The sequence below is a fragment of the Halofilum ochraceum genome, assembly GCF_001614315.2.
GTDB classification, from domain to species: domain Bacteria; phylum Pseudomonadota; class Gammaproteobacteria; order XJ16; family Halofilaceae; genus Halofilum; species Halofilum ochraceum.
Genome location: NZ_LVEG02000004.1, coordinates 426,588 through 451,920, shown reverse-complemented (window position 1 = coordinate 451,920; position 25,333 = coordinate 426,588). Strand labels below are relative to the sequence as shown.

The window sequence follows — 25,333 nt, the reverse complement described above, 5'->3', positions numbered from 1 at the left end:
TGTTCTCTGAGCCCCGGCGGGCGCCTGGGACCAGGGCCACTGCATCCCGGTGCCGTCTTCTTATAGGTGCGCCGCCAGGGCTTTGCAATGGCGCTGCAGCGGCTTTATCAACGACATTCGTCAAACCTGAGAAAGCGCCCTGGTCTCGAAGGGTACGGGCACGGAACCCCCCGTTCCGGGTAACGGTGCATGAAGGCGGCCAGGCGCCAGGCCGGATCGTGCCTCTTGAGGTAGCCCCCCGCAAAATATTTCTCGCGACCAGGCCCCGTAGTCGCGGATCCGACATCCGTCAATACTTTTTCAGAAAAATGTGAACGAGTCGGCGGATGGACGCACCGCCCGTCCGTAACCTGCGCTCAACAAGAAAGCGGTCCGTAAAAACGGTGCCGTTCGGAAGAATGAAATCCCTTTTCAATGAGGCTGTACCCGAGTGTGAGGGCACCGGGTCCACGGGGGTATGTTCGCGCCGATCGGCCCAACGGGCGATTCGGTATTGAGTGCGGGGAATCCAGCTTCCGGGTAACCGGAAGGAGAACGGCATGCAACCGGATCACCCGGAAACAGTTTTACACCGTACACAAAACCCACGTTCCATACTTCTCCTGCGTGTCGTCACACTGAGTGCGATGCTGGCCGTAACGACCGCCTGCATTGACGACAGTTCCGGCGACGAATCAACGTCCGGAAGTTCCGGCGGGTCCGCGACCGGGGACACCTCGACCGGGCAGTCCTCGACTGACGACTCTTCGACTGACGACTCTTCGACTGACGACTCTTCAACCGACGACTCTTCAACCGACGACTCTTCGACCGACGACTCTTCGACCGACGACTCTTCGACGGACGACTCTTCGGCGGACGACTCTTCGACCGACGATAGTGCGTCCAGCGTAGAAATCGATGTGTCTTTCAGCCCTGAAGACCAGAGCAGCGGTGTCTCCAACTCACGTACCGTCAGCTTCCAGACGTCCAAGGCGCTCGATTCCAGCAGCGTCGACTCCGACAGCTTCACCCTCGAGGGCCCCGACGGGGAAGTGTCCGGCGACGTCACCTATAGCGGGAATACGGCAGAACTGGTTCCCGCCAGCGACCTTACGCCGGGCGCGAACTACACCATGACCGTCACCACTGATGTCATGACGGAAGATGGTGTATCGATCGCCAATAACCACTATGCGAGTTTCACGACCGTCAGTGCCTCCGCACTGCCGCCGAAAATCGACCAATGGGAGCAGAAAATGGTCGACTACGGCCACCAGTGGGGTCAGGAACTGCAGCAGGAGACCGACTACGTCACGAAATTCAAGCTGCGCTACTACGATGCCCAGCGTGTTCATGAGCAGATCGGCGATTACCTCGGTGAGACCCAGCCTTGGCGATCCTATGGCCAGGAAGCCGAATCGGTCTATAAACAATACCTCGAAAACGCCGACTTTCGCGCTGCCGGATGGGAACGGTTCCCTCATGGACTCTACATGGACTGGAAGCGGACCGGCGACACCGAATCCCGGGACTATCTCGAACTGCTCCGGGATCGGCCACCATTCTCCTATCCGACCGGATGGGAAGATCAGTGGGCGGAACAAAGGTACTCGCGTGAGATCGCGTACTCGATCGAGAGCCAGATCATGGCTGAACGGGCCGGATACCCCCGCAAGTCGGACCGCCTCGCAACGCTGGTCGACCTGGCCCTCGGTCATATCGATATCTGGGTTACGAAAAATTACATCAACAGCAACCCTGATTGGCAGTTTGTCCAAGCTTTCATGACGGGGCTCACGGGCTCCGCGCTCATCGAATACCAAGAGCGTCAGGTCGAACGCGGTACGCCCGACTCCCGTATCCTTCCGGCGATCGAGCGTGTGGCCAGCTTCATCTGGGATGAGATGTGGGTCGCCAACGTCAACGGCACGGGCTACGGCGCATTCGAGTACGTCCAGCCGACCACAAGCGGCGTCGGGAGTGAATCTCCGGCACCGGACCTCAACCAGCTCATCGCACCCATGTTCGCCTGGCTTTACCTCAAGACCGGCGACGGTAAATGGCTGGAGCGTGGCGACGACATCTTCGCCGGCGGGGTTGAACTGGCCGACCTTGGCGCTGCCAAGCGATTCAACCAGAACTATCGGGCCAGCTTTCAGTTCGTCGAGTGGCGGACCGAAGCCGTGGAGCAACACGGCGCGCAGTGAGCAAAGCCGCCGGCCTCCGGTGCATCCGGAGGCCGGACCGGTCATCGCTGTTCCCGACGCGTTCGTCCAGAGAACTGTTGACCCATTCAATCCGCCGACGTAAAACGCCGGATTTCGCGTAAAACCCAAAAAGGAACCCGTCAGTCGACGACGCAGGGAAAGCGTGACAATTCAGCCAGAGGGGAAACCGTCTCCGTTTGCACGCACGGAGACATGGGTGTGCGGCCCACAAACTGTGGAGTCACATAATGCACCTTGGTTCCTCCGGCGACCGAACTCGCCGCACCCTACTTACCCGAATCACCCCTTTTTGTACCGGGATTGCACTCGCGACCCTGACCGCTTGCGGTGGTGGTGGCGACGGCAACGGCACCGAGACTTCAAGCGGCACATCCGCAACGGAGGCCAGCGATGGTCTCGAGCGCAACAGCGTGGTGAACACATCGAGCCAGCCGCCACAATTCGAGGCCTGGGAAGCGGATATGACCGAGTACGGTCACAAGTGGGGCCGTGCGCTGCAGAAGGAGACGAACTACCTCAGCAGATTCAAGCTGCGCTACTACGATGCACAGCGCGTTCATGAGCAGATCGCGAACTACCTTGGTGAGAATCAACCATGGCGTTCGTACGGTCAGGTGGCGGAAGCGACGTACAAAAAGTATCTGGAGAACGCTGATTTCCGGGCAGCGGGATGGGAGCGTTTCCCGCATGGACTGTTCATTGACGCCATCCGTAATGGTGATGACGAGTCGCAGGAATATCTTGCAAAACTGCGCGACGCTCCACCTTTTTCTTATCCGTCACAATCGGGCGGCGAGTGGAGCAAGCAGAAATACTCGCGTGAGGTCGCCTATTCGCTGGAAACGCAGATTCTCGCGGATCGGGTCGGCCACGAACGAAAAAGCGGTCGCATCCAGGGCCTCGCGGATCTGGCGCTCGGCCATATCTATATCTGGGTAGAGCGCGAATATATACATACCGATCGCAACTGGCAGTTCTTCCAGGCCTTCATGGGAGGCCTGACGGGTTCCGCATTGATCGCGCACTACGAACGTGCGGTGGAGGTCGGCAACCCCGATGCCCGGGTCCCGCCAGCCCTGAAGCGCCTCGGCAACTTCCTCTGGGATACGATGTGGGTCAGCGACGTCAACGGCAGCGGCTTCGGGGCGTTCAAGTACGTCGAGCCGACCACGACCGGGGTCGGCAGCAATGCGCCCGCCCCGGACCTGAATATGCTGATCGCGCCCATGTTCGGGTGGCTCTTCTACCACACGGGTGACGATCGTTGGCTGAAGCGCGGTGACGCGATTTTCGCGGGTGGCGTAGCCCTCGCGGATCTTGGCTCCGGGAAGCGCTTTAACCAGAACTATCGGTCCAGTTTCCAGTATGTTGACTGGCGTACACGTGGCGTCGAACGCCATGGAGGCTGAATTGTCCCGCGGAATGCGCTTCCGCGTGGCAAAACGACCGCTTTTGGACTACATTTTATCCCATTGCGGTGCTATTACCTGTCGTGCGGCCGGTGCCCATGGGGACGACAATGCCCACCAGAGAGAACGCTCTGACCAGCTGCCCATGGCTGCGCTGGTCTTCCCGACGTTGGCCGCACTGTTCATTGGCCCGGCCTCCTGACGAATGGACGTCCCGGAATGGACGGGAACCGGACCCCGACTTCCTCCAGGCAATACGAACATAATGAACATCCTGAATACCATAAGACTTACGCTTACCGACCTTCGTCAAACCGTGCATGTGCGATATGGCGGTGGCGTGCGCGGATACGCTGAATTTTTCTACATCAGCTTGTTGAGAACCAACACGTTCATAATCTTTGTAACGAAATCTACCGGATGTTCAGTCTATCTTCCCGATCCGGAATCACTGAGTTTCACCCGAAATGATCATAAACGACTGAACGAATTTCGTCAGAGCCGTGATTTGCCCAAAGAGTTTTACTGCGATCAAACTCATGATGCCCATGACTTCATTCTGGGTTTTTGGGAGGGAGAAGTTGCTTATATCCACTGGATCTTCCATGAGAATGCCAAGACACGATTCCTCAAAATTGGAGAAGATTGCGCGGAAATCGGCTATATGGTGACTTTGCCCGAATTCAGGGGAAACAAAATCTGTTCTCATGCACTGACTCACACCGTACAGGCCTTATGCTCTGAAGGTGTACGGAGCATATTTTGTGTTGTGCATGACAAGAATATCGCTTCCATCAAGGCCGTAAAGAGGGCCGGTTTTCGGGAGTCCGGAAAATCGAGAACGCTTGGCCCATTCAACATGAGGCACGATGTAACGTCAGAGGCAGTACAACGCTCCCGTCCAAGCGCCCAATGACCACCTCCCCGGCAAACGCCATTACGTGCCCGAAGGGCGTGACGGCATGGCGCGGCGCCCGCTTGTGGACTACATTTTCCCCCAATGCCGTGCGATGACCTGGCGTGCGGCCGGTGCCCATGGAAAAACAATGTCCACCAAACAGAGCGTTTTGACCGGTTGGCGATGGCTGCGCTGGTTGCCACCGACATTGGCTGCGCTGCTCATCGGCCTGGCCTGTACCGCGACTGAGCGGCCCCACCGACCACTGACGGTCACTGTTCCGGTCGCCGGCTGTGCGGCGGACGGTGGACGGGAGAATCGTCAAGAGGCCAATCCGAGCCCTGCCGATGGACCACCAGATCTGGCTGAGTGGGAGGCCGCGATGGTCGACTACGGTCGGCGCCGCGGCGATGACCTGCTCGGCGAAAGCAATTTCCAGGCGCAGCTCAACATGCAGTATTACGACGCCCAGCGGGTTTTCCTGCAGATTGCCGACTACACCGGCGATGACGACCCCTGGCAACGCTACGCGGATGCGGCTGAAAGCACCTACAAGACGTATCTCGAAAAAAACGACTTTCAGATCGCTGGTTATATGCGGTTCCCGCACGGCCTTTTCATGGACTGGCGACGCAACGGCGACGAGCAGTCCCGAGAGTATCTTTTTCGACTCCGGGAAACCGGGGCATTCGCGACTCCTGAAGACCCGGCGTACAACAGACTTTGGCGTGACTCACGCTATTCTCGCGAGATCGCTTACGCCATTGAAACCCAGGTTCTGGCCGAGCGCGCCGGTGCGCCGGCACAGACGTATCGGAAAGATCTCTATGTGGACATGGCCCTTGATCACATCGACGCCTGGCTGACCGGTGATTTTGGCCACAACGATGAACAGTGGCGCTTCTGTCAAGCATTCATGGCCGGCCTGACGGCCAGTGCGCTCATCGCATATGACGATCACCTCGAAAGCACCGGCCGCGATCGCGATCCACGCGTCCTTGCTCGAATCGAAACGCTTTCGGACTGGCTCTGGCAGACCATGTGGGTCGCCGGTGTCGGCGGTAGCCGTGGAGACTGGTATCCGCACGAGAGCTCAACGCTCGGCGCGTTCGAATATGTCCAGCCCTCAGTGGAGGGTGTCGGCTCCGAGGATCCCGCACCGGACCTCAATCTCCTCATCGCTCCGATGTACGGGTGGCTCTACGCGCAAACCGGCGCCGCCCGATTTCGCGACCGGGGCGACGCGGTGTTCGCCGGGGGCATCGCGATGGCCTCGCTCGAGCAGAACAAAATATTCAACCAGAACTTTCGGAGCAGTTTCGACTACGTTGAGTGGCGCCGACACGACGCCTCTGCCGTCGAGGACTGAAGCCGCGACGGAGTCAGGGCAACTCGCGGACATATTCGGTGCGGGGGTACAGTCGCGGGATGCCCCTTCGAGGGAGCCCCCGCGTGCCATAAAAATGGCGGATCGCTCGTGACTTCCAGATCCCTGTGGTGGCTACCGACCATACGCCTGCTGTCTCTGTTGGCTGCAATGACCCATTGGCTCCCGGCGGCAGTCGCGTCGCGAACGCCTCCGGATATCTGCCAGGGTCATGTAGAGATCTCGGCCTGCCGAATCGGTCCCGCTGAATTCGCGCACGCGACCAAAGACTGGGAGCGTCGACTCGAGAGACGGGGCCACCAGCTCGGTCGCCACTTCATTGAAACGGACTTGGCCAAGCTGAATGCCGAGCCGCGGGCGTGGTACTACGACTCCGAACGGGTATTTCTGCAGGCCGCCAACCATTTTGCTGATTCCGCCGGCACCTGGAACACCTACGCTCAGGCAGCCGAGGCGGCATACAAAGCTTACCTTCGGCCTGGATTCACCGTCCCGGGCTACGAGCGGTTTCCCCATGGCCTTGCTCTCGACTACCGTCGCAACGGTGACGAAGATTCATTGGCCACGCTGCGCGCGCTGCGTGATCGCGGCCCATTCGCGGACGTGCTGACGAACAGCAACGCCCGGCACTGGTACCGTCAAGCCTACAGCCGTGAAATCGCGTACATGATCGAAACGCATGTCATGGCCGAACGCAGCGGCCTCGACCGCCGGCCAGCCGCACTCGAGCGCTACGTCGATATGGCCCTGCAACACATCCGTGCATGGACTACCGGCCAGTACCGAACGGAGGACCCCCAATGGCGTTTCTGCCAAGCCTTTATGGCGGGTCTGACGGCCTCCGCCCTGATCGATTATCATGAGCTCACCGTCGACAACAAAGACGCGGATAAGCGTATTCCGAGAGCCGTGCGCGCACTCGCCGACCGATTGATCGACCATATGTGGGTCGTCAACCACGCCACGGATACCGTCACCACCCGCTTGCCCCGCCTCTACGGCTCATTCCGCTACGCAGTCCCCGCAGTCCCGGACGTCGGTGGCGACTCTCCCGCACCGGATCTGAATCTGCTCATCGCCCCCATGTACGCCTGGCTGTATCTTGAGACGGGGAAGCAGCACTATCGCACGGTCGGCGATATGGCCTTTGTCGCCGGAGTGGCACTAGCCTCTATCGACCGGCCGAAGGTATTCAATCAGAACTACCGGAACAGTTTTTCCTATCTGAGTTGGCGTGCAAGCGGCAACGAACGCTGGTCGGAATAGCACTCCCGCTTACTGCCATACGCCGGTGTCCCGCTCGGCGCTCGGCGTCCATCCGTACCGGGCCTTGTATGCGCGAGTGAAATAGGCGGCCGAACCGAACCCGCAGGCAACAGCGACCTCGTTCACGGGCAGATCGCCGTAGCGCAGCAGATGGCGGGCGCGCTCCAGCCGCAGCCGCAGGTACCAGCGCTGGGGTGGATCATCGAGGTGATGTTTGAATAACCGTTCCAGACGTCGCCGGCTCAGACCACAAGCCGCCGCCAGGGCGTCAAGCGACAGCGGATTCTCGATGTGGGCCTCCATCGTTTCGGTTACCCGGACCAGATCGGGATCCGAGGCGCCGACGCGCGTATCCGCCGCCATGCGCTGGTGCGCACCGGCGGATCGGATCTCGGTGTGCAGGAACTGATCGGCGACATCGGCGGCGACCGTACTCGAATGATGCAAGCCGATCAGGTACAGCATCAGGTCCATGCCGGCGGTGGCGCCCGAGCAGGTAAAGATCGGGCCGTCGATTTCATAGAGTGAGTCGCGGGCATCGATGTCCAGCCAGCGCTCCCGGAACGCCTCCAGCGTTTCCCAATGCAGCGTGACCCGGCGTCCGGAGAGCAGTCCCGCTTCGGCGAGCACGACCGTGCCTGTCTCGAAGCCCCCGAGCTCGGTCCCCTGTCGATAGAGCCGCTGCAGCCATCGATACAGCGGCCGTCCGGCGGCGGCCAGCGGATCGTAACTGGCGAGCACGCTCAGGCAGGGGAAGTGATCGATCGCCTCGATACCGGCCTCGGGCGCGATCGGGATTCCGTTACTGGCGGCCACCGGCTCACCATCCACCGAGAAGAAATGCCAGCTGTAGGCGGTATAGCCGAGCGTACGGTTGGCCCCGCGCAGCGGCTCGATGGCCGACAGCAGGCCGATCAGCGAGAACTTCGGCAGCAGCAGGAAGCCGATTCGCCGTGGGGATTCCTGTTCTTCTCGTTGCAGCATGGCCCCCTGCTCCGGGGATTAGGCTTGACTTATCCTGCCGATAAAAGAGAAGAAAAGACAAGAGTCCCTAAGCCAGGGCTTCTATGATGATTGCCGTTCCCGATGAGAAAGGAGGACCGCTCATGACCGCAACGGCGAGTCGCACCGAGGTCGCGAATGGCCGTCTCACGCTGGTGCTGCGCGACGGCTCGGTGCGCGAACTGCACCCGCTGTGGCTGCGCGAGCGCTGCCCGTGTGCCGAGTGCCATGACCCCAAAACCGGTCAGCGCCTGCTCGACGCCTGGTCACTGCCGCTGGAAACCGCGGTGACCGATGCCCGGGCCGACGGCGACCGCGTCGAGGTAACCTTCTCTGACGGTCACGTCGCGCCATTCGGGCTGGACGCCCTTGAGGAAACGCTCGCGACCCGCAAAAAGGACGAACGCGACGACATCGTGACGTGGGACGCCACACTGGATCCGATTCCCGAGGCCGACTGGTCGGTGGCAAAGGACAATAGCGCGGCGCTCTACGACATGCTCGAACAGCTGCGACGCCATGCCTTCGTCGTGGTCCGTAACGTGCCGCCGGAAATGGACGCCGTCGCCGAAGTCGTCGAGAAGATTGGCCCGATGCGTCGGACCAACTGGGGCGGCGTGGCGGATGTGAAGGCCATCCCGGACGCGTTTGACCTCACCATGACCACGCGGGCCCTCGAGCCGCACACGGACAACCCCTACCGCGAGCCCGTACCCGGCTACATCTTCCTGCACTGCCTCGTGAACGATGCCGAGGGCGGTGATTCCACCGTAACCGATGGTTTCCGGATCGCGGAGGAACTGCAGCGGACCGCTCCGGAAGAATTCGAGGCGCTGACGCAGGTGCGGCCGGATTTCACCTACGTCGATGACGACACGATCCTCGAGAACAGCGGCCCGCTGATCGAGCTCGATGACCGCGGGCGCGTGCGCCAGGTGCGCATGTCGAACCGCACCGATGCCGTGGCGGCCGGGGATCCCGATCTGCTCGACCGCTACTACCGGGCGCGGCGGCAGATGACCGATCTGGTCAACGACCCGGCCTTCCAGCTCCATTTCAAGCTGGAACCGGGCGATCTGTTGATCATGGACAACTTCCGTCTGTTCCACGGCCGCGCCGGTTACAAACCCGGCACCGGTCACCGGCACATGCGCCAGTGCTACATGGACCGCGACAGCGTCGGCAGTCGCCGCAAGGTCCTGGCCCGTGAGCATGGGCGGGGTTGATCAGACGGTCCGCGAGAGACCAACAACCCGATTCGCCAGCTCCGCCCGGTGTCTCCCGCCGGGCGGATTTTTTTGTTCTTTCGCATTTTCCCGGGAAAGCGCATCACGCAGAGCCGCGGAGGGCGCAGAGGAAAACCGTTATCTCGCCGACACCCAGGCACGCCAGGAAAAAGCAAATTGAGGTTTGGCACGCACTGCTTTGAAAGCCCGTGAATTGCGGCGCGGTCGCGTGTACGGGATGCGTTGGGTATCGCTTCGCTCAACCCAACCTACGTTTACGGAAACGAATGTCGTGTCGTGAACTGGCCTGCGATCCGCATGAAGCGTCTCGCGAAATCCCTGATGCCTCCATACGGCTTTCAGAAGACCGTAGGTTGGGTTGAGCGAAGCGATACCCAACAAAACCGTTGAAACCTCTGCAGGCTTCAATCGGCATCGCCGATCCAGGTTGTTTTCTCCGCGAACTCTGCGCCTCCGCGTGAGACGCCTTACTCCGCCTGCACATGCTCCCCGAACGGCTCGCGCGCGAAGATGCGGCGCAGCATCGGTTCAAAGAATTCGAGCGGCAGGTTTTCGTAGTCCGGGTCGAAGCAGTTCTGGTCGTAGTAATACGTGAACGCTTCGGTTCGGTCGAAATACGGGCTGTCGCGGAAGGCCTCACGGGCGTGGCGATCGCCGCCCAGGTGGTGAGCGTAGTAGTACATCTGGAAGGCGCCGTGGTGTTTCACCATCCAGTAGTTCGCCTCGGATACATACGGACGAAGGATCGCCGCGGCGTATTCGCTGTGATTATCGGGCGAGAGATGATCGCCCATGTCGTGCAGCAGCGCGCAGACGACGTACTCTTCGTCCTTGTCATCGTGGTACGCTCGCGTCGCGCTCTGAACGACATGTTCGAGACGATCGATCTGATACCCCTCGAACGACCCAGAGAGCGCGTGCAGTTCTTTCATGATGTTGTCGACGAGCTCTTCCTTCTGCTGCTCGGCGAGGCGGTCCAGGAACTCATAGTCCGCCTGGGTACCGTCTTCCATCCGCGTAAAACTCACGGTCTGCATCGCTGTACCTCCGGTTGGGTTCGGTATGGGGGTCAGGGATGGCACTGTACGGATCCGGGCATTCGTCCACTTGCCGGATTCCGCCGGATATGGACGGTATAGGACAAAGCTCACCGGCAGCGGGGCCCCGGGAGGTGTGTAGGCCGGCCTTTCCCGGCGCCCGGCCGACTCCAGACATGCACCATCAACCGCCGCCGGGGAATGCCGGCATTGCGCGGTGGCACGCCCCGGCGAGTATTCACCGTCACGGACCGCGCAAAGCCGGCCTGCATACTTGTGTTCGGTCCGTAGGCGCGTCTTCGAACGGCGCGGCCGAGCGCCGTTCGAATGCGCGCGGCGCGCCGAGGCGCCATGAATGCCGTGCACACGTTATCCGCCACAGCGGTGCTGCGCGCGTTCGCCTGCGGCGAAAACGCGCCTACGGACGGTGCCCCCGATCAGTCTTCAGCGAGCATGCGCGCCTCATCGAGGCGCACGAGCGTCGGCTCGTGACGCCCGGCCGCCGCCGTGAGCACTTCCGGCAGCTGATCGAGCCCGGTGGGCGCTTCAAAGGCGTAGCCATAGGCTTTGGCGAGGGCCTCGAAATCCGGTGCGAACAGATCCACGCCGATCGGCGTCACGTGCTCGGCCTCCATCGCCAGCCGGATCTCGCCAAAGCCGGCGTTGTTCCAGAGCAGAACGATGACGGGGCGGTCCTGATCTCGGATCGAGGCGATCTCGCCGAGGGTGTAATGCAGGCCGCCGTCGCCGACCAGGCACACGATCGGGCGATCGGGTGCGGCCAGCGAGGCGCCCAGCGAGGCCGGCAGGGCGTAGCCGAGCGTGCCGTAACCGGTCGCCGAGTTGAACCAGCTGCCGACCCGGGCGGCCGCGAAGTACAGGTTGCCGGCGTAGATCGGGTGGGTCGAATCGCCGACCATGATGGCCTCCGGGAGCGTATCCCGGACGGCCTCCAGAAACTCGATACCGCGCTGCATCGGGGACTCGAGGCTTGCCCGCGCCGCTTCGCGGGTGCGCTCGGCGCGGCCGGCGCCGTCATGCCCCTGCCCCGTCCCCTCCGGGAGCCCCTCCAGCAGCGCGACGAGCGTGATCCCCGCATCGCCGGTGAGCGGCACATCGGCGACGCGCGGCTGGGTCATCTGTACCGGATCGATATCGAGGCGGAGCAACGGCCCCGGCAGCTCGGGCATGCCGCGCTCGTACATATCGTAATCGGTCGGCCCGAGTTCGGTGCCGACCGCGAGGATGGCATCGCTGGCGGCCATCAGTTCCCGCACCGCCTCCAGGGACGGGCTTGCCGGCACCGCCAGCGGATGGTCGGGGGCCAGCAGGCCGCGGCCGTTGACGGTCATGACCACGGGTGCATCGAGGCGTTCGGCCAGTGCGCGCAGTTCGGGCTGCGCGCGGGTCGCCCCGCCACCGGCGAGAATCAACGGACGCCGCGCGCCCGACAAGCGCTGCACGGCCTCGGCAATGAGTCCGGGTGCCGGCTGGATCCGGGCCGGGACCGCGGCCGTCGACGGCGCATCCGTCGGCGGTGCCTCGTGCCAGAGATCGAGCGGAATTTCGATGTGCACCGGGCGCGGGCGTTCCCCCGAGAAGACCGCGAACGCGCGATCGAGTGCAGCGGGCAGATCAGCGAGGGAATGCAGGGTCTGGCTGAATGCGCTCACGCCAGCGGCCAGCGCCTGCTGGTCACGCAGTTCGTGGAGCTGGCCCAGACCCCGCCGGAGATGGCGACGGTCCGAGACGCTGGAGAGCACGAGCATGGGCACGGAATCGGCGTACGCCTGCCCCATCGCGGTGGCGATATTGGTCAGGCCCGGCCCGGTGATCACGAAGCACACGCCGGGCTTTCCGGAGACGCGCGCATAGGCATCGGCCATGAAACCGGCCCCCTGCTCGTGGCGCGGCGTCACGTGCTCGATAGGGCTGTCGGCGAGGCCGTCGTAGAGTGCGATCGTGTGCACCCCTGGAACGCCGAACACGCGTTCGACGCCGCGGGCTTCCAGCAAACCGAGGATCCAGGGTCCGGGACGCGCATTCTCAGACATCGGCATGCTCCGCATTGTCGGTGAGGGAAGTGGCGAACGCCTCGATCCGGCGACATCCCTCCGCGAGACGTTGTTCATCCAGCGTGTACGACAGGCGTAAATAACCGGCCGCATTCGGCCCGAAGGCGGTGCCGTCGAGTACGGACACGCCGTGCTCGCGCAACAGGCGCCAGGCGAAATCCGCCGCCGACAGCCCGGTGTCACGGACATCCAGCATCACGAACATGCCGGCATCGGGGGTGACCACCCGCAGGTTGGGCACCGCCGCGAGGGATTCCACGACCAGGTCCCGGCGGCGCCGGTAGATGGCGCGCATGTCGGCGGCGATCTCATTCGCCTGCCGAAGGCCCGCGATCGCCGCGCGCTGGATGAAGCCCGGCAACCCGTACAGAACGCACAGCGACAGGTTCTCGGCGTGGCTCATCAGCGAGGTCGGGCCGATGATCCACCCGCTGCGCCAGCCGGTCATGGCGTGCGACTTCGACAGGCTGGAAACGGTAACGGTGCGCTCGGCCATCCCCGGCAGCGCGGCGATACTGTAGTGAGGCGTGCCGAAGGTAAGCATCGAGTAGACCTCATCGCTCACCACCCACAGGTCGTGGCGGCGGGCGATGTCGGCGATCGCCTCGAGTTCGGCTGGCGTCATGACCACGCCGGTCGGGTTGTTCGGATTGGTAATCAGCAGCGCCCGCGTGCGCGACGTGACCGCGGCCTCGATGGCCCGGGCGTCCGGCCGGAAACCGTCCGCCTCGCGCGTGGCCACACCCACCTGTGTTGCGCCGGAGAGACCGATCGTGGCCTCGTAGGTCACGTAGTTCGGCTGCAGGACGATCACCTCGTCGCCCGGCTGGAACAGCAGCATGGAGGCGAAGCACAGGCCATTCTGTGCGCCGGAGACGACGGCGACATTCTCCGGGCCGACACGAGCGCCGGTACTCGTGAAGTGCTCGGCGATCAACTCGCGCAGCGGCCATTCACCGAGGGCCGGCGGATAGTGGGTATCACCGGCGTGGAGCGCATCGATCGCCGCCTGGACAATCGGAGCCGGCGTATCCAGGTCGGGATCCCCGACGCTGAGCACGATGACGTCTTCCCCGTTGGCCTGACGCTCGACGCCCTGCTGGTGGATATCCCAGGCAGCCGCGCCCTCCCCGGCGATGCGATCGACTAGTGGTGAGTACTCCATGCGGTATGATCTCCGGTGCGCCCTTGGACCGGCATTCTAGCCGGCTACTGAACAATCGTTCAACAAAAGCGGTCGGGCCGCGCATCGGGCTCGGCCATCGGGAGCGGCAAAGGATGACCAATGACGAGACTGCCGCGGACGGCCCGCTGCGCAAGTTTCGACGGCAGACCCCCGACGAGCGCCGCCAGGCGCTCATGGAGGCGACCCTGCGCTGCCTTGCCGAACACGGCGCCGAGAAGACATCCATCCGCACGATCTGCCGGGAGGCGGATGTCTCGGTTGGCCTGATCAACCACTATTACAGCGGCAAGGAGGCGTTGATCGCCGACGTCTACGAGCGCGTGGCGAACGATCTGCTCGCGACCCTGCGCGATGAGATGGAGCGCGCGGGCGGCGATGCCCGCAATCGCCTGTCCGGTTTCTTTCAGGCCTCATTCTCGTCGGTGAATCTCGATGCCGGCCTGCTGCGGGTCTGGCTCTCCTTCTGGAGCATGACCCACCAGTCGCACTCGGTTGCCGCAGTCCACGACCGCACCTACCGTATGTATCTGCAGACCCTCGAAGGGCTTCTCGCGGAACTCGCCCGCGAACGCCCGGACCGTCCGCTGGACGTGCGGCTCACCGCCATCGGCCTGTCCGGGGTCCTCGACGGGTTGTGGGTCGAGTGGTGCCTCAACCCGCGCACCTTCTCACCCGAGGAGGCCGTGCGGATCTGCGAGGCCTGCCTCGACGGCCTGCTCGCGACCGGCCTGTCGCCGACCGCGCCGGCGGACGGGGCGCCCGCGTCGGCGCGAGGCGAGAGGTAAACCGGGACGCCATGAGCCGGAGATAGCGCTTGAACAGTTGTTCAACTGTGTGCGAGTCTATCCGTGTCACAGGGGGTAAACATGCCGCAGAAGGATGGAACCACCCCGGACGAACCGGCCCTCGCAAGCGGGGATACCACCGCCGAGGAGCCGGCCGTCCGCGTCACTGACCTCGAGAAGAAGTTCGGGCCGTTGTCGGTCCTTCGCGGCGTCACACTGTCCGCCGAGGAGCGCAGTGTGATGTCGATCATCGGCGCCAGCGGCTCCGGCAAAAGCACGCTTCTGCGCTGCCTCAATCTGCTTGAGATCCCCGATCATGGTGAGTTGCTGATCGCCGGCGAACAGCTGCGGTTCGAGCGCGATCAGGACAGCCTCGCCGTCGCCTCGGACCGCGCCAGGGTGCAGCGCCTGCGCACCAGGGTCGCGATGGTATTCCAGCAATTCAACCTCTGGCCCCACCTGACCGTACTCGGCAATGTCATCGAGGCCCCGGTCCACGTGCTCGGCATGTCGAAGAAGGAGGCGATCGAGCGCGGCGAGGCCTACCTCGAGAAGGTCGGCATGTCGGACAAGCGCGATCAGTATCCCGCCTTCCTCTCCGGCGGCCAGCAGCAGCGCACGGCGATCGCGCGCGCGCTGGCCATGGAGCCGCGCGTGCTGCTGTTCGACGAGCCCACCTCGGCCCTCGACCCGGAACTGGTCGGCGAGGTGCTGCGCGCGATCCGCGGCCTTGCCGACGAGGGCCGGACAATGGTGATGGTGACCCACGAGATGGGCTTCGCGCGCGACGTCTCGAGCCAGGTGGTTTTCCTGCACGACGGCCTGGTCGAGGAGCAGGGCTCGCCACAACACGTATTCGAGCACTCCGACAGCGAACGCTGCCGGCAGTTCGTATCCGCCGTGGCCTGAACGCGAGGCCACGGCGCAAGATGGCCCACGGGTCGATCAACCCAGGAGGTAAGACATGATGAGCACGATGAAGAAAAGGCTCTTCGGCGCTCTCGGTAGCGCCCTGCTGATGCTCGGCGCATCCGCACCGGCGGCGGCCGAGACACTGCGGATCGGTATCGCCGCCGAGCCCTATCCGCCGTTCACCTATAAGGCTTCGGACGGCAGCTGGACCGGTTTCGAGGTCGAGCTGTCCGAGGCGATCTGTGCACGCATCGAACACGACTGCAAGATCACGCCGACATCGTGGAGCGGCATCATCCCCGCGCTGACCTCGAACAAGATCGATATCATCATGACCTCGATGTCGATCACCGAGAAGCGGGACAAGGTGATCGACTTCACCGATCCGTACTACTACACGCTCGGCGCCTACGTCGCGGAAAAAGGCATGAACCTGGATCCGCCGGAGGATCTGTCCGGCAAGGTACTCGGTGTGCAGGCGGCCACCACCCATGCCAACTTCGCCCGCCAGGAGCTGCGCGACATCGCCGCCGATATCCGCATCTATGACAAGCAGGAGCAGGTCAACCGCGACCTGATGGCCGGGCGCATCGACGTCATCCTCGCCGATCAGATCGCCATGGCCGAGTTCGTCGAGCGCGAAGAGGCGCAGAACTACGAGATCAAGGGCATGACACCGAAGCATCCCGCCTTCGGCGAGGGCATCGGCATCGGCCTGCGCGAGGGTGAGAACGAACTGCAGAAGACCCTGAGCGAGGCGATCCACACCGTGATCGAAAACGGTACCTGCGCCGAACTCTCGCAGAAGTACTTCAACCAGGACATCTGCGGCGGCTGACGGCCCCGGCGGTCCCATGCCCCGGCGGCGCGCAGGCGCCGCCGGGGATTTCCACGGACCGGCGGATGGACTGACACGCCATGGAAACCTTCGGTAGCTCCGGCCTGCTCGAGTGGACGGGCCCAATCCTCAACGGCGCGCTCGTGACGATCCAGATGGCGATCGCCGCCTATCTGATCGGCCTGGTGCTCGGCCTGCTCGGCGCGACCGCGAAACTCAGCGGCAGCCGCGCACTGAAGGGCCTCGCGACCGCCTACACGACGATCGTGCGGGCCGTACCCGAACTGCTGTTGATCATCATCCTCTACTATTCGGGCCAGCAGGCGCTGAACGCCCTGCTGCAATGGCTCGAGGTCGAGGGCACGTATGACATCAGCGGTTTCGCCGCCGCGATCGCGGTCCTCGCCGTGGTCGAGGGCGCCTATCTCACCGAAATCTTCCGCGGCGCGATCCTCGCCATTCCGCGCGGCCATATCGAAGCGGCCGACGCCTTCGGCATGACCCGCCGCCAGCGTTTCCGCAGGATCGTCCTTCCGGAGATGCTGCCCAACGCCCTCGGTGGCATGTCCAACATCTGGCTCATCCTGGTCAAGGACACGGCGCTGGTCAGCGTGGTCGGTTTCCAGGAGCTGTTCTTCACTACCCAGCAGGCCGCGGCGAGCACGCGCTCCTATTTCATTTTCTACGCCGCCGCGGGGGTGATCTACCTGCTCATGACGATGACGTCGAACGTCTTCTTCAACCGGATCGAGCGGCGCGTGCGCCGCGGGCAACCGGGCGTCTGAGGGGGAACCATGGACTACTCCTGGCTCACCAACCCGGTTTACCTCGAATATCTGTGGGAAGGCTTCATCAATACGATGATCCTGCTGGTGGTCTCCGGCATCCTCGGCTTCGCGCTGGCGATCGCGCTGGCGCTGTCGCAGATCACCGGGCCGCGCCCACTGGCCTGGCTGGCGCGCGGCATCACCACGGTCGTACGGGGCACGCCGCTGCTGCTGCAGTTGTTCTTTTTCTACGACGGCGTCGGGCGACTGCTGCCGCAGATCGAGGGCATCCGCGAGATGTGGATCTGGCCGATCCTGCGCGACCCGTTCTTCTACGGCATCCTCACGTTCACGGTGAGCGTCGGTGCCTACGCGGGCGAGGTCATCCGGGGCGCGATGTTGAGCGTCCCGCGCGGCGAACTCGAGGCCGCGCGCGCGTTCGGCATGTCACGCTTCAAGATCCTCTACCGCATCTGGCTGCCGCACGCCATCCAGATCTGCCTGCCCACGCTGACGGGTGAGATCATCCTGTTGCTGAAGTCGGTGCCGCTGGTCTCCACCATCGCCGTGATGGACCTGCTTCAGGCAGCCAACATCGTTCGCGACGAGACCTTCCTGGTCTACGAACCCCTGCTGCTGATCGCCGGCATCTACATCGCGATGACCATGGTACTCACGCTCGGCATGCGCGCGGTCGAACGGAATTTCCCCGGTGTTCGGCCAGCGGGTGGAACCGCCCGCTAGCGACAGGGACCGGGGCTACGCGCCCGCGTGGGGAAATCCGCTCGGATGCCCGACAGGCTGGCGGCGGGGAATCCAGCGGCGACCTCAATCGCGCACGAGCAGGCTGCAGCAGGTCAGACCGCCTTCCGCCTTCGCCAGTTCGTCCGCATCGACCGGGATCACACGCAGGCCGGCCTGCTCGACGCGCTCGCGCGTGCGCGGCGCCGCGGCCGGCAAGAGTACCTGGTCGTCGATCCACAGCGCATTGGCCGCGAATGGTTCCTGTGGATCCACCTCGATGCAGCGGTAGTCCGCGAACGCGGTGCGATCGATCCATTCCGGGTTGAGCAACAGCGTGGCGGCGTCCAGTGCCGTGACGGCGGACTTGAGATGCAGGCAGCCGGTGACGGGCAAGCTGTACACGGCGTAGCCCAGCGGCTCGACGATCGCCCGGAACTGCTCAATGCCTTCGATGTTGGTGCGCGGCGTCCGGCCAATGTAGATCCGTTGCCCCAGGCACAAGACATCACCGCCATCCATGATCCCCGGCGCTTCGATGAACGCGAGCGAGCGGAATGGGCCGAGGGCCTCGGCCACGGACGCGGTCTCCGGGCGACGGGATTCGGCACCCGGGCGCGTGATGATGGCGATCTCGTCGAGCACGACCGCGGTATCCTCAACGAACACCGAGTCCGCCAACTCCGGCGTGGCAGGCAGTTCGCGCAGACTGCAGCCGAGCGACTCGATCACGCTCCGGTATTGATCGTGCTGCTGCCGGGCGCGAACCGGATCGATCGGCGTTCGCTCCAGATGCGTCAACTCCGCCTGCGCGAGCGACTGCGGCACGCTGCGTGTGAATGCAATGCAGGTCATTGAATCCGATACTCCCGTCGGTGGGTTTCGCTGGCAAAGCGCATTCAGTGCGGCCGCGGACGGCGCCCGGCATCCTTGAGGATCTCGCGCGCCGCATTGCGCCCCGGCAGGCCGGTCACACCGCCGCCCGGATGCGCGCCGGCGCCGCAGAGGTACAGGCCGCTCAGCGGCATGCGGTAATCGCCGTGGCCGAGTACCGGGCGCGCCGAGAACAACTGATCGAGGCTCAGGCGCCCGTGGAAGATGTCGCCGCGGGTGAGGCCGAAGCGCCGCTCCAGATCCAGTGGCGTGAACACCTGTTCGCCCACGATGCTCGCGCGGAAACCGGGCGCCTGGCGCTCGACGGCGTCGATCGCGGTTTGCGCGGCCTGCGTGCGCAGCTCGTCCCAGCTCTCGCCGCCCGGCGGCTCCGGGCTGAAGTGCTGGCAGAACAGGCTGGCGACATGCCGGCCGGGGGGCGCCAGGCTGTCGTCGAGGGTCGAGGGGATGAGCATCTCGACCACCGGCTCGCGCGAGATCCCGTGTTCACGCGCATCCAGCCAGGCGCGATCCATGTAATCGAGCGAGGGCGCGATCACGATCCCGGCGGACAGGTGCGGCCCGGGTTCCGGTCGTGCGGTGAAGCGGGGCAGTTCGGACAACGCGACGTTCATGCGCAGCGTGGCCGAGCCGTACTGACTGCGCTGGACCCGCGCGCGGAAATCCTCCGGCAGTTCCACTTCGTCGACCAGATCTTGGAACAGATGATGCGGCGTGACGTTGGCGACCACGCGCCGGGCGGTGACGGTCTCGCCGTTCGCGAGCTCGACCCCGCTGGCGGTGCCATCGCGCGCGAGGACCCGGGTCACGCGGGCCTTGGTCGTAATCTCGACGCCGAGCGATTCGGCCTCGCGCGCCAGCGCCTGCGTGATCGCGCCCATGCCGCCGACCGCATGGCCCCAGGCCCCTGGCTTGCCGTTCACCTCGCCGAAGACATGGTGCAGCAGCACATACGCCGAACCGGGGGTATAGGGGGAGGCGAAATTGCCGATCACGGCATCGAAGCCGAATAACGCCTTGACCGGCTCCGACTCGAACCACTGGTCGAGGATCTCCGCGGCCGAGCGTGTGAACAGGTCTACCACATCGCGCTGCGCGGCGAGGTCGAGCTTGTTCAGACGCCGCGCGAGGCGCAGCGCCTGCCACAGGTCGGCCAGCCCGCCCCCGGCGTTGGGCGGCGTCATGGTCGTGATCTCGCGCAGCACGCGCGCCACGCGATTGAGCATGGCCTCGTAGCCGACGAGATTGCGCGCATCGCGTTCGGAGAACCGCGCGAATTGCGCCTCGGTGTCGGCCTCGCCACCCGCCAAGAGACAGTCGCCGTCCGCCAGTGGCAGGAAATTGCCCACGGGCCGCTCGAGGATCCGCAGCCCGTGCTCGTGCAGATGCAGCTCCTCGATCACGCGTGGGCTGAGCAGGCTGACCGTGTAGCTGGCAGTGGAATTGCGAAAGCCGGGATGGAATTCCTCGGTCACGGCCGCACCGCCAACGATGTCGTGACTCTCGAGCACGCGGACATACAGCCCGGCCCGAGCCAGATAGCAAGCGCAGGTCAGGCCGTTGTGGCCGGCACCGATCACCACTGCATCATAGTCCATCGGAGTCTTCGCTCTCTTGCCCGGGTAGCCTCGGTTGCGTGCGAGGAACGGCCGATCGCTGCGGCAATCCCGCAGCGCGCCTCTCACGTTGCGCCCTGCGGCAAGTACTGCCCGATGATCGCAAGATATTGCGAATTGAACACTCGTTCAAGCGTAGCCATCTTGCCCGCGGCATCGAACGCCGCCGATGGTCGGAGCCCACGGAACATTGGACAAAGTCGATTCTAGAGAGATCAGGGGTGTACCTTGAATAGCACTTACTTCATCGCAAGTGCCATTCGACTCGGGGAGTAAGCCGGTTCCTTGCCGCCGGTCAGACCGAAGTTCGTGTTCTCCGTTGCCGCTCGTGGTCACGGACATCACTACTCTCTATGCAGGGCCGTGTCGCCCCCGCGCGATATCTCCGGCCGGCACGCTTTCGCTCGACCCGCGTTGCGGGGCTCTTCATTACCCTGGGTGCCTCCGACTTCCCGTCACCACCGCCCGCTTCCTCGCCTGTTATGGCTTGTCCGCGGGTACGCCCGGGGACCCGGCGGCCCACGCTGCGTGACGATCGCGGCGGACAGGAAACCGGCCGCATGGAATAACCCTTCACCCAGTAAGCGCGTGGATTCGAATTCTTTTGGAATTGCGCGCAAAAAGTTGCACCCACGCGCTGAAATGAAACTACGCTCCATTGAGGGGCCGCCGACCCGCGGGCAGGCTCGCGGCAACGCCCCTGTTGAGTGCCCCCGTACTGATGGGGATGTCACGAGAGGGAGCGTGCGGGATGGGAGAGTTTCGATGCCGGGGCCTCAAGCGCCCGGCTGCCGACTTCGAACCAGGAGCTCTAGTGGAGCGGGACTCGGCTTTTACCCGTTCCGGAACGACCTCCTGTCATTTCTTCAGGTCCATCACTCGCGGTACATGCTCACCGCGACACAATAATCCACCGTTTCGCCCGAACACCGCGCCATATCGACTCCAGGCGACACGTTCATCACCCCCGTTCCGGGCCCACCGTCCAGCGGCATGCGCCCCGCATGCGCGTGGCACCGACCGCGGCAGGGTGCCGGAAAAAGGGAGAGTGCTCTGATGGTACTTCCAGTTATTCTCGCTGGCGGAAACGGCGCTCGGCTCTGGCCTCTTTCGCGCCAGCTCAAGCCCAAGCAGTTTCTGCCGCTCGTCGGCAAAGAAACGATGCTTCAGGCAACGCTCACGCGACTCGAAGGCCTGACCAGCAGGCCGCCGATCGTGCTCTGCAACGAGCAGCATCGCTTCATGATCGCGGAACAACTGCGTGAGATCGATGCCACCGCGGCTGCAATCCTGCTCGAGCCACTGGCACGAAATACCGCACCCGCGATTGCCCTGGCTGCGTTGCATGCGACTGCAAATGGTGAGGATCCTCTGCTGCTGGTGCTATCCGCCGATCACGTCATCCAGGACACATCGACGTTTCATGCCCAGGTGGCCGCAGCGCGAGCCCTCGCGGAGGCGGGCTATCTGGTCACGTTCGGCGTGTCACCCACCGAACCGGAAACCGGCTACGGCTATATCGAGCGTGGCGTGCCGGTAGGCGACGCCGGTTACATCATCAAGCAGTTTATCGAAAAGCCGCAGCGGGAAGCCGCCGAGCGTTACCTTGGTAGCGGCGTGCATTACTGGAACAGTGGAATGTTCCTTTTCCGCGCCTCGTCCTATATCGATGAGCTGGGCGCGAGTGAGCCGACGATCCTGTCACTGTGCCGCGAGGCGCTAGCATCGGGGGCACGGGACCTGGATTTCCTGCGCGTGGCACGTGAACCGTTCACGCGTTGTCGTGCGATCTCGATCGATCACGCGGTCATGGAGAAAACCGGACGAGCAGCGATGGTGCCGCTGGATGCCGGCTGGAGTGACATCGGTTCATGGTCAGCACTCGCGGGGGTATCAGAGCGAGATGCGGCGGGCAACGTGTGCAATGGCGACGTAATTGCGCTTGATACCCGTGATTCGCTCATCCACTCGGATCATCGGCTCGTGGCGACGCTCGGTGTCGAGGATTTGGTGGTCATCGAGACCTGCGACGCCGTGCTGATAGCCCACAAAGAACGAGCCCAGGACATCCGCAAGATCGTTGACCGGCTTCAAGCCGATGGCCGCACGGAGCACGTGGACCATCGCCAGGTTATCAGACCCTGGGGCAGTTACGACTGCGTCGACCGCGGCGATCGCTTCCAGGTGAAGCGCATAATCGTGCGCCCGGGTGCGCGATTATCACTGCAGATGCACCACCACCGTGCCGAACACTGGGTGGTCGTACGGGGCACCGCTCGTGTGACGAGCGGTGACGATGTCTGCCTAGTGTCCGAAAACCAATCGACATTCATTCCTCTGGGGCAAATCCACGCGCTGGAGAATCCGGGTCATATACCGCTGGAATTGATCGAAGTCCAATCCGGATCCTATCTCGGTGAGGACGATATCGTACGGTTTAATGACTGGTATGGACGGGTCGCATCCATGGAGACAGCCTCGATTTCCGAGGAGACGGCGGGCGTGGAACGCGACTGACGCTACATCGTGCGGGCCAATGCCAGAATGCAGACAGGGAATATCAACAATGTCCAACAATGCGAACGCTCACTGGATCACCTGGGAGAATCATCGTCGATCCCGCGAACTCGCGGATGCCTTCGATGCGGAGTATGCATGTTTCGAAAGAGAAGCACCGACGCTGGTGCGGTACCTGTTGCTCAGCGCCCGCACGGCGGTTTTTATTCTGCGCAGACGCAGTCGCCTTGTTTTCTGTCAGAACCCGTCGATCGCACTGACTGGCCTTCTGTGCATGCTGCGCAAGGTGATGGGCTACACGCTGGTCGTCGACCGGCATTCCAACTTCATGCTCGAGACACTATCGTCCCCTGCTATCAGGTGGCGGCTGTACCATGCCCTCAGTCGCTGGACGGTTCGCAACGCCGATCTGACGATCGTGACCAACAAAGGCCTCGCGGAAGTCGTTCACGATTGGGGCGGGCATGCATACGTCCTGCAGGACCGGATTCCGCAACTGCAACCGTCGCGGCCGCGGCGCCGCCCAGACTGCCTCGGTGAGCCGCGCGGGCGCACCATAATGTGCATCACCAGCTACGCGGACGATGAACCCATCGAGGAATTGGTGGAGGCGTTCGCCATCTCGACTGATGTCACGGCCTACTTCACGGGTGACTATCGAGGCACGCCATGGGCCTACCGGGTCGAAGAGCTGGGCTCGCAGGGTATCGTGCTAACCGGTTTTATCAACGAACAGGACTACGTCGACCTTATGGACAATGTCGACGCCGTCATGGTGCTGACCACAGGGGAAAACGTCCTTACCTGCGGCGCCTACGAAGCTCTCTCGCTCGGTAAGCCACTGATTCTTTCCGATACCCATGCATTGCGGTCTTACTTTGGCAAAACGATGGTGTACGTCGCTCCAAATGCGGCGAGTATTCGCAAGGGCGTCAACGAGGTGCTGGAGCGGCGCGAGGAGTTGAAAGGCAAGGTCAGCGGCACTGCAGAGAACCTGCGAGCCGACTGGTACCGGCGTTTCGATCGACTCCGCAGGCAGCTGCAACATGAGGACGAGTTGCAGGCATGATCGGCGACGACCAACGGCCCGCGCCAGCCGGTTGGAGGGGTTTGCCCGACGCGGGGACACCGCGCCCGGTTCAATGGATCCGGCGCGTTCGCGGACCTGCTCCCGGACCGTGAGCTGTGGCAGAAGCGCGGGCTCGGGCGCTCGGCATCAGCGACTTCCGCGCTTCGTCAGATCAGCACCTCGATACCGCATGTCGGTCTACTGATTCAGACCGGCAATTCAATACGCACAAGCCGGGCGTCGTCTGCTTTACGGCAACAACCGACTGCCGGCGAGGCTCAGTTCGCCGGTCTTTTCGGATCAACGGTCGTGGCACAATCAGGCTCTCTTGCGAACCGACGGTAGAGCCGATTAACGACCCGCAGCGGCAGCCTGACAAGCCATTTGAACGCCAGTTCGATACGGTGTGGCGCGCGCACCGGAATATGCCGGTACCTCGGGAAGTCACCCGGATAGATCATCGCGCGGGTCGCGAAACAGAACACCGGCTTACCGGTCTGCTCGGCGATCGCCGAAGCATGATCCGGATCACCCTCAATGAACAGCTCTGCGCCGGTCTCACGGTAGATGCGCGCCTTGAAAGCCACTGGGGACCGGAGGTCCCTCGGCCCCATCGGCATGATCAATTCCTCGCACTCGACGCCCTGCCGTGCAAGCCAGGCCAAGGCTTCCTCACGCCTTGTATCGGGTTGGCGGGTCACAAGCCAGCCGACCCGGTGCCGTGGCAGAAACCAGGGTTCGACGTACGCCCGGAAGGCGTTGTCGCCGACAGTGGAATCTGCTCCGGTATCCGCCGGACCTCCAAGGATCACCGTGTCGAAATCGATACAGAACCGGTCCAGTTGCCGTGTATGAAGGATATTCCACTCGAACGCCCGTGGCATCGGTACCGCCTCGGCGAACAGTTCGACCTTGCCCTCACGGACCGCCTCCGGGGTCACGAACACGGCGCCGTAACGAATCCGGTGCGGTAAGCCGGCGTTGGTCACCGTAGCACGCACGCGGTCCATGGATATGCCGGAACAGACACTGTCATCCACGACCAGCACATTGAGTGGCCGTTCTGGATCCGGGTACGGTACGCCGCGCTGGCCGGAGGCCATGATCCGCCCGGAACACAAGCCCTCCACATCGGTGAACGGCAAATGGAGATGCAGCGCGAGCAGGTTCGCCGGCAGCATGCCACTGCGCGGGATCCCTACGATCAGATCAAGATCCCGCGGTAATACACCGATCCAGTCCACGACTCGATCGTTGAGTTCGGCAATACTCCGGTATTCCATGGCACCCCGCCGTTGTCATGTCCAGCAGCGATCGCACCCTTTCGAGGGCTTCGATCATCCAGCGGCTGCAGACTGCATGCGCCGCCTGAAGGCCGGGCCTGGTGGCGTCAAAGCCGGCACGACCAACCGCAGCCACGAATCCTGCGCAGACCGAAGTCACGAATCCGCCGCATCAGGCTCGGTCGGACTAAGCA

20 protein-coding genes are annotated in these 25,333 nt (G+C 63.3%); 13 read left to right on the top strand and 7 right to left on the bottom strand.

Annotation, left to right across the window (positions count from 1 at the left end; all coding sequences use genetic code 11):
- Positions 1–626 precede the first annotated feature (626 nt).
- From A0W70_RS06120 to A0W70_RS06105, 5 genes are all read left to right on the top strand, one after another.
- A complete protein-coding gene (locus A0W70_RS06120) occupies positions 627–2,189 on the top strand; it encodes an Ig-like domain-containing domain (protein WP_083330804.1) in 1,563 nt (520 codons plus the stop codon).
- A gap of 248 nt (positions 2,190–2,437) precedes the next feature.
- The gene (locus tag A0W70_RS06115) at positions 2,438–3,619 is read left to right on the top strand and encodes a hypothetical protein (RefSeq protein WP_139150745.1); all 1,182 of its coding nucleotides are present in this window, start codon (positions 2,438–2,440) and stop codon (positions 3,617–3,619) included.
- 265 nt (positions 3,620–3,884) lie between these two features.
- Entirely contained in the window at positions 3,885–4,535 is a 651-nt protein-coding gene (locus A0W70_RS16405; RefSeq protein WP_075109833.1) for a GNAT family N-acetyltransferase, read from the top strand.
- A 130-nt stretch (positions 4,536–4,665) separates the two neighbouring features.
- Positions 4,666–5,886 carry a hypothetical protein gene (locus A0W70_RS06110; RefSeq protein WP_139150743.1) on the top strand — a complete coding sequence of 407 codons (1,221 nt, stop codon included), beginning with the start codon at positions 4,666–4,668 and terminating at the stop codon, positions 5,884–5,886.
- A 348-nt stretch (positions 5,887–6,234) separates the two neighbouring features.
- On the top strand, positions 6,235–7,170 hold the full coding sequence (locus A0W70_RS06105; RefSeq protein ID WP_067561446.1) for an alpha/beta hydrolase family protein: 936 nt from the start codon (positions 6,235–6,237) through the stop codon (positions 7,168–7,170).
- A 9-nt stretch (positions 7,171–7,179) separates the two neighbouring features.
- On the opposite strand, the gene A0W70_RS06100 is transcribed toward A0W70_RS06105, so the two are convergent.
- The gene (locus A0W70_RS06100) at positions 7,180–8,154 is read right to left on the bottom strand and encodes a GlxA family transcriptional regulator (protein WP_067561445.1); all 975 of its coding nucleotides are present in this window, start codon (positions 8,152–8,154) and stop codon (positions 7,180–7,182) included.
- Positions 8,155–8,276: 122 nt separating this feature from the next.
- Between A0W70_RS06100 and tmpA the strand changes: the two genes are divergently transcribed.
- Entirely contained in the window at positions 8,277–9,398 is a 1,122-nt protein-coding gene (gene tmpA, locus A0W70_RS06095) for a 2-trimethylaminoethylphosphonate dioxygenase (RefSeq protein WP_067561444.1), read from the top strand.
- A gap of 488 nt (positions 9,399–9,886) precedes the next feature.
- On the opposite strand, the gene A0W70_RS06090 is transcribed toward tmpA, so the two are convergent.
- The 3 genes from A0W70_RS06090 to A0W70_RS06080 all read right to left on the bottom strand — a co-directional run bounded on the left by A0W70_RS06090 (position 9,887) and on the right by A0W70_RS06080 (position 13,696).
- Complete coding sequence (locus tag A0W70_RS06090; protein WP_067561442.1) at positions 9,887–10,456, bottom strand: HD domain-containing protein; 570 nt, start codon at positions 10,454–10,456, stop codon at positions 9,887–9,889.
- A gap of 437 nt (positions 10,457–10,893) precedes the next feature.
- Positions 10,894–12,510, bottom strand: coding sequence for a 5-guanidino-2-oxopentanoate decarboxylase (locus A0W70_RS06085; protein WP_067561441.1), 1,617 nt, complete (start codon positions 12,508–12,510; stop codon positions 10,894–10,896).
- Entirely contained in the window at positions 12,503–13,696 is a 1,194-nt protein-coding gene (locus tag A0W70_RS06080) for a pyridoxal phosphate-dependent aminotransferase (protein WP_067561440.1), read from the bottom strand. The genes A0W70_RS06085 and A0W70_RS06080 overlap by 8 nt, the downstream gene beginning before the upstream one ends.
- A gap of 113 nt (positions 13,697–13,809) precedes the next feature.
- On the opposite strand from A0W70_RS06080, the gene A0W70_RS06075 reads away from it, so the two are divergent.
- The 5 genes from A0W70_RS06075 (at position 13,810) to A0W70_RS06055 (ending at position 17,763) form a co-directional block, all read left to right on the top strand.
- Positions 13,810–14,502: a TetR family transcriptional regulator C-terminal domain-containing protein gene (locus tag A0W70_RS06075; RefSeq protein ID WP_070988389.1), complete on the top strand. Its 693-nt coding sequence runs from the start codon at positions 13,810–13,812 to the stop codon at positions 14,500–14,502.
- Between the two features lie 81 nt (positions 14,503–14,583).
- Positions 14,584–15,411, top strand: coding sequence for an ABC transporter ATP-binding protein (locus tag A0W70_RS06070; protein WP_067561439.1), 828 nt, complete (start codon positions 14,584–14,586; stop codon positions 15,409–15,411).
- 55 nt (positions 15,412–15,466) lie between these two features.
- Entirely contained in the window at positions 15,467–16,252 is a 786-nt protein-coding gene (locus A0W70_RS06065; protein ID WP_217495395.1) for a transporter substrate-binding domain-containing protein, read from the top strand.
- Positions 16,253–16,332: 80 nt separating this feature from the next.
- Positions 16,333–17,037, top strand: coding sequence for an ABC transporter permease (locus A0W70_RS06060; RefSeq protein WP_067561438.1), 705 nt, complete (start codon positions 16,333–16,335; stop codon positions 17,035–17,037).
- A 9-nt stretch (positions 17,038–17,046) separates the two neighbouring features.
- The gene (locus A0W70_RS06055) at positions 17,047–17,763 is read left to right on the top strand and encodes an ABC transporter permease (RefSeq protein WP_067561437.1); all 717 of its coding nucleotides are present in this window, start codon (positions 17,047–17,049) and stop codon (positions 17,761–17,763) included.
- A gap of 84 nt (positions 17,764–17,847) precedes the next feature.
- Here the strand turns inward: A0W70_RS06055 and A0W70_RS06050 are convergent, their stop codons facing one another.
- Both A0W70_RS06050 and A0W70_RS06045 read right to left on the bottom strand, forming a co-directional pair.
- Positions 17,848–18,615 carry a dimethylarginine dimethylaminohydrolase family protein gene (locus tag A0W70_RS06050; protein ID WP_067561434.1) on the bottom strand — a complete coding sequence of 256 codons (768 nt, stop codon included), beginning with the start codon at positions 18,613–18,615 and terminating at the stop codon, positions 17,848–17,850.
- A 44-nt stretch (positions 18,616–18,659) separates the two neighbouring features.
- Positions 18,660–20,252, bottom strand: coding sequence for a phytoene desaturase family protein (locus A0W70_RS06045; protein ID WP_067561433.1), 1,593 nt, complete (start codon positions 20,250–20,252; stop codon positions 18,660–18,662).
- 1,074 nt (positions 20,253–21,326) lie between these two features.
- On the opposite strand from A0W70_RS06045, the gene A0W70_RS06040 reads away from it, so the two are divergent.
- Entirely contained in the window at positions 21,327–22,787 is a 1,461-nt protein-coding gene (locus A0W70_RS06040; RefSeq protein WP_067561430.1) for a mannose-1-phosphate guanylyltransferase/mannose-6-phosphate isomerase, read from the top strand.
- A 49-nt stretch (positions 22,788–22,836) separates the two neighbouring features.
- Complete coding sequence (locus tag A0W70_RS06035) at positions 22,837–23,856, top strand: glycosyltransferase (RefSeq protein WP_067561425.1); 1,020 nt, start codon at positions 22,837–22,839, stop codon at positions 23,854–23,856.
- A 278-nt stretch (positions 23,857–24,134) separates the two neighbouring features.
- Here A0W70_RS06035 and A0W70_RS06030 read toward each other — a convergent pair whose 3' ends face one another.
- Entirely contained in the window at positions 24,135–25,139 is a 1,005-nt protein-coding gene (locus A0W70_RS06030; protein ID WP_067561424.1) for a hypothetical protein, read from the bottom strand.
- Positions 25,140–25,333 lie beyond the last annotated feature (194 nt).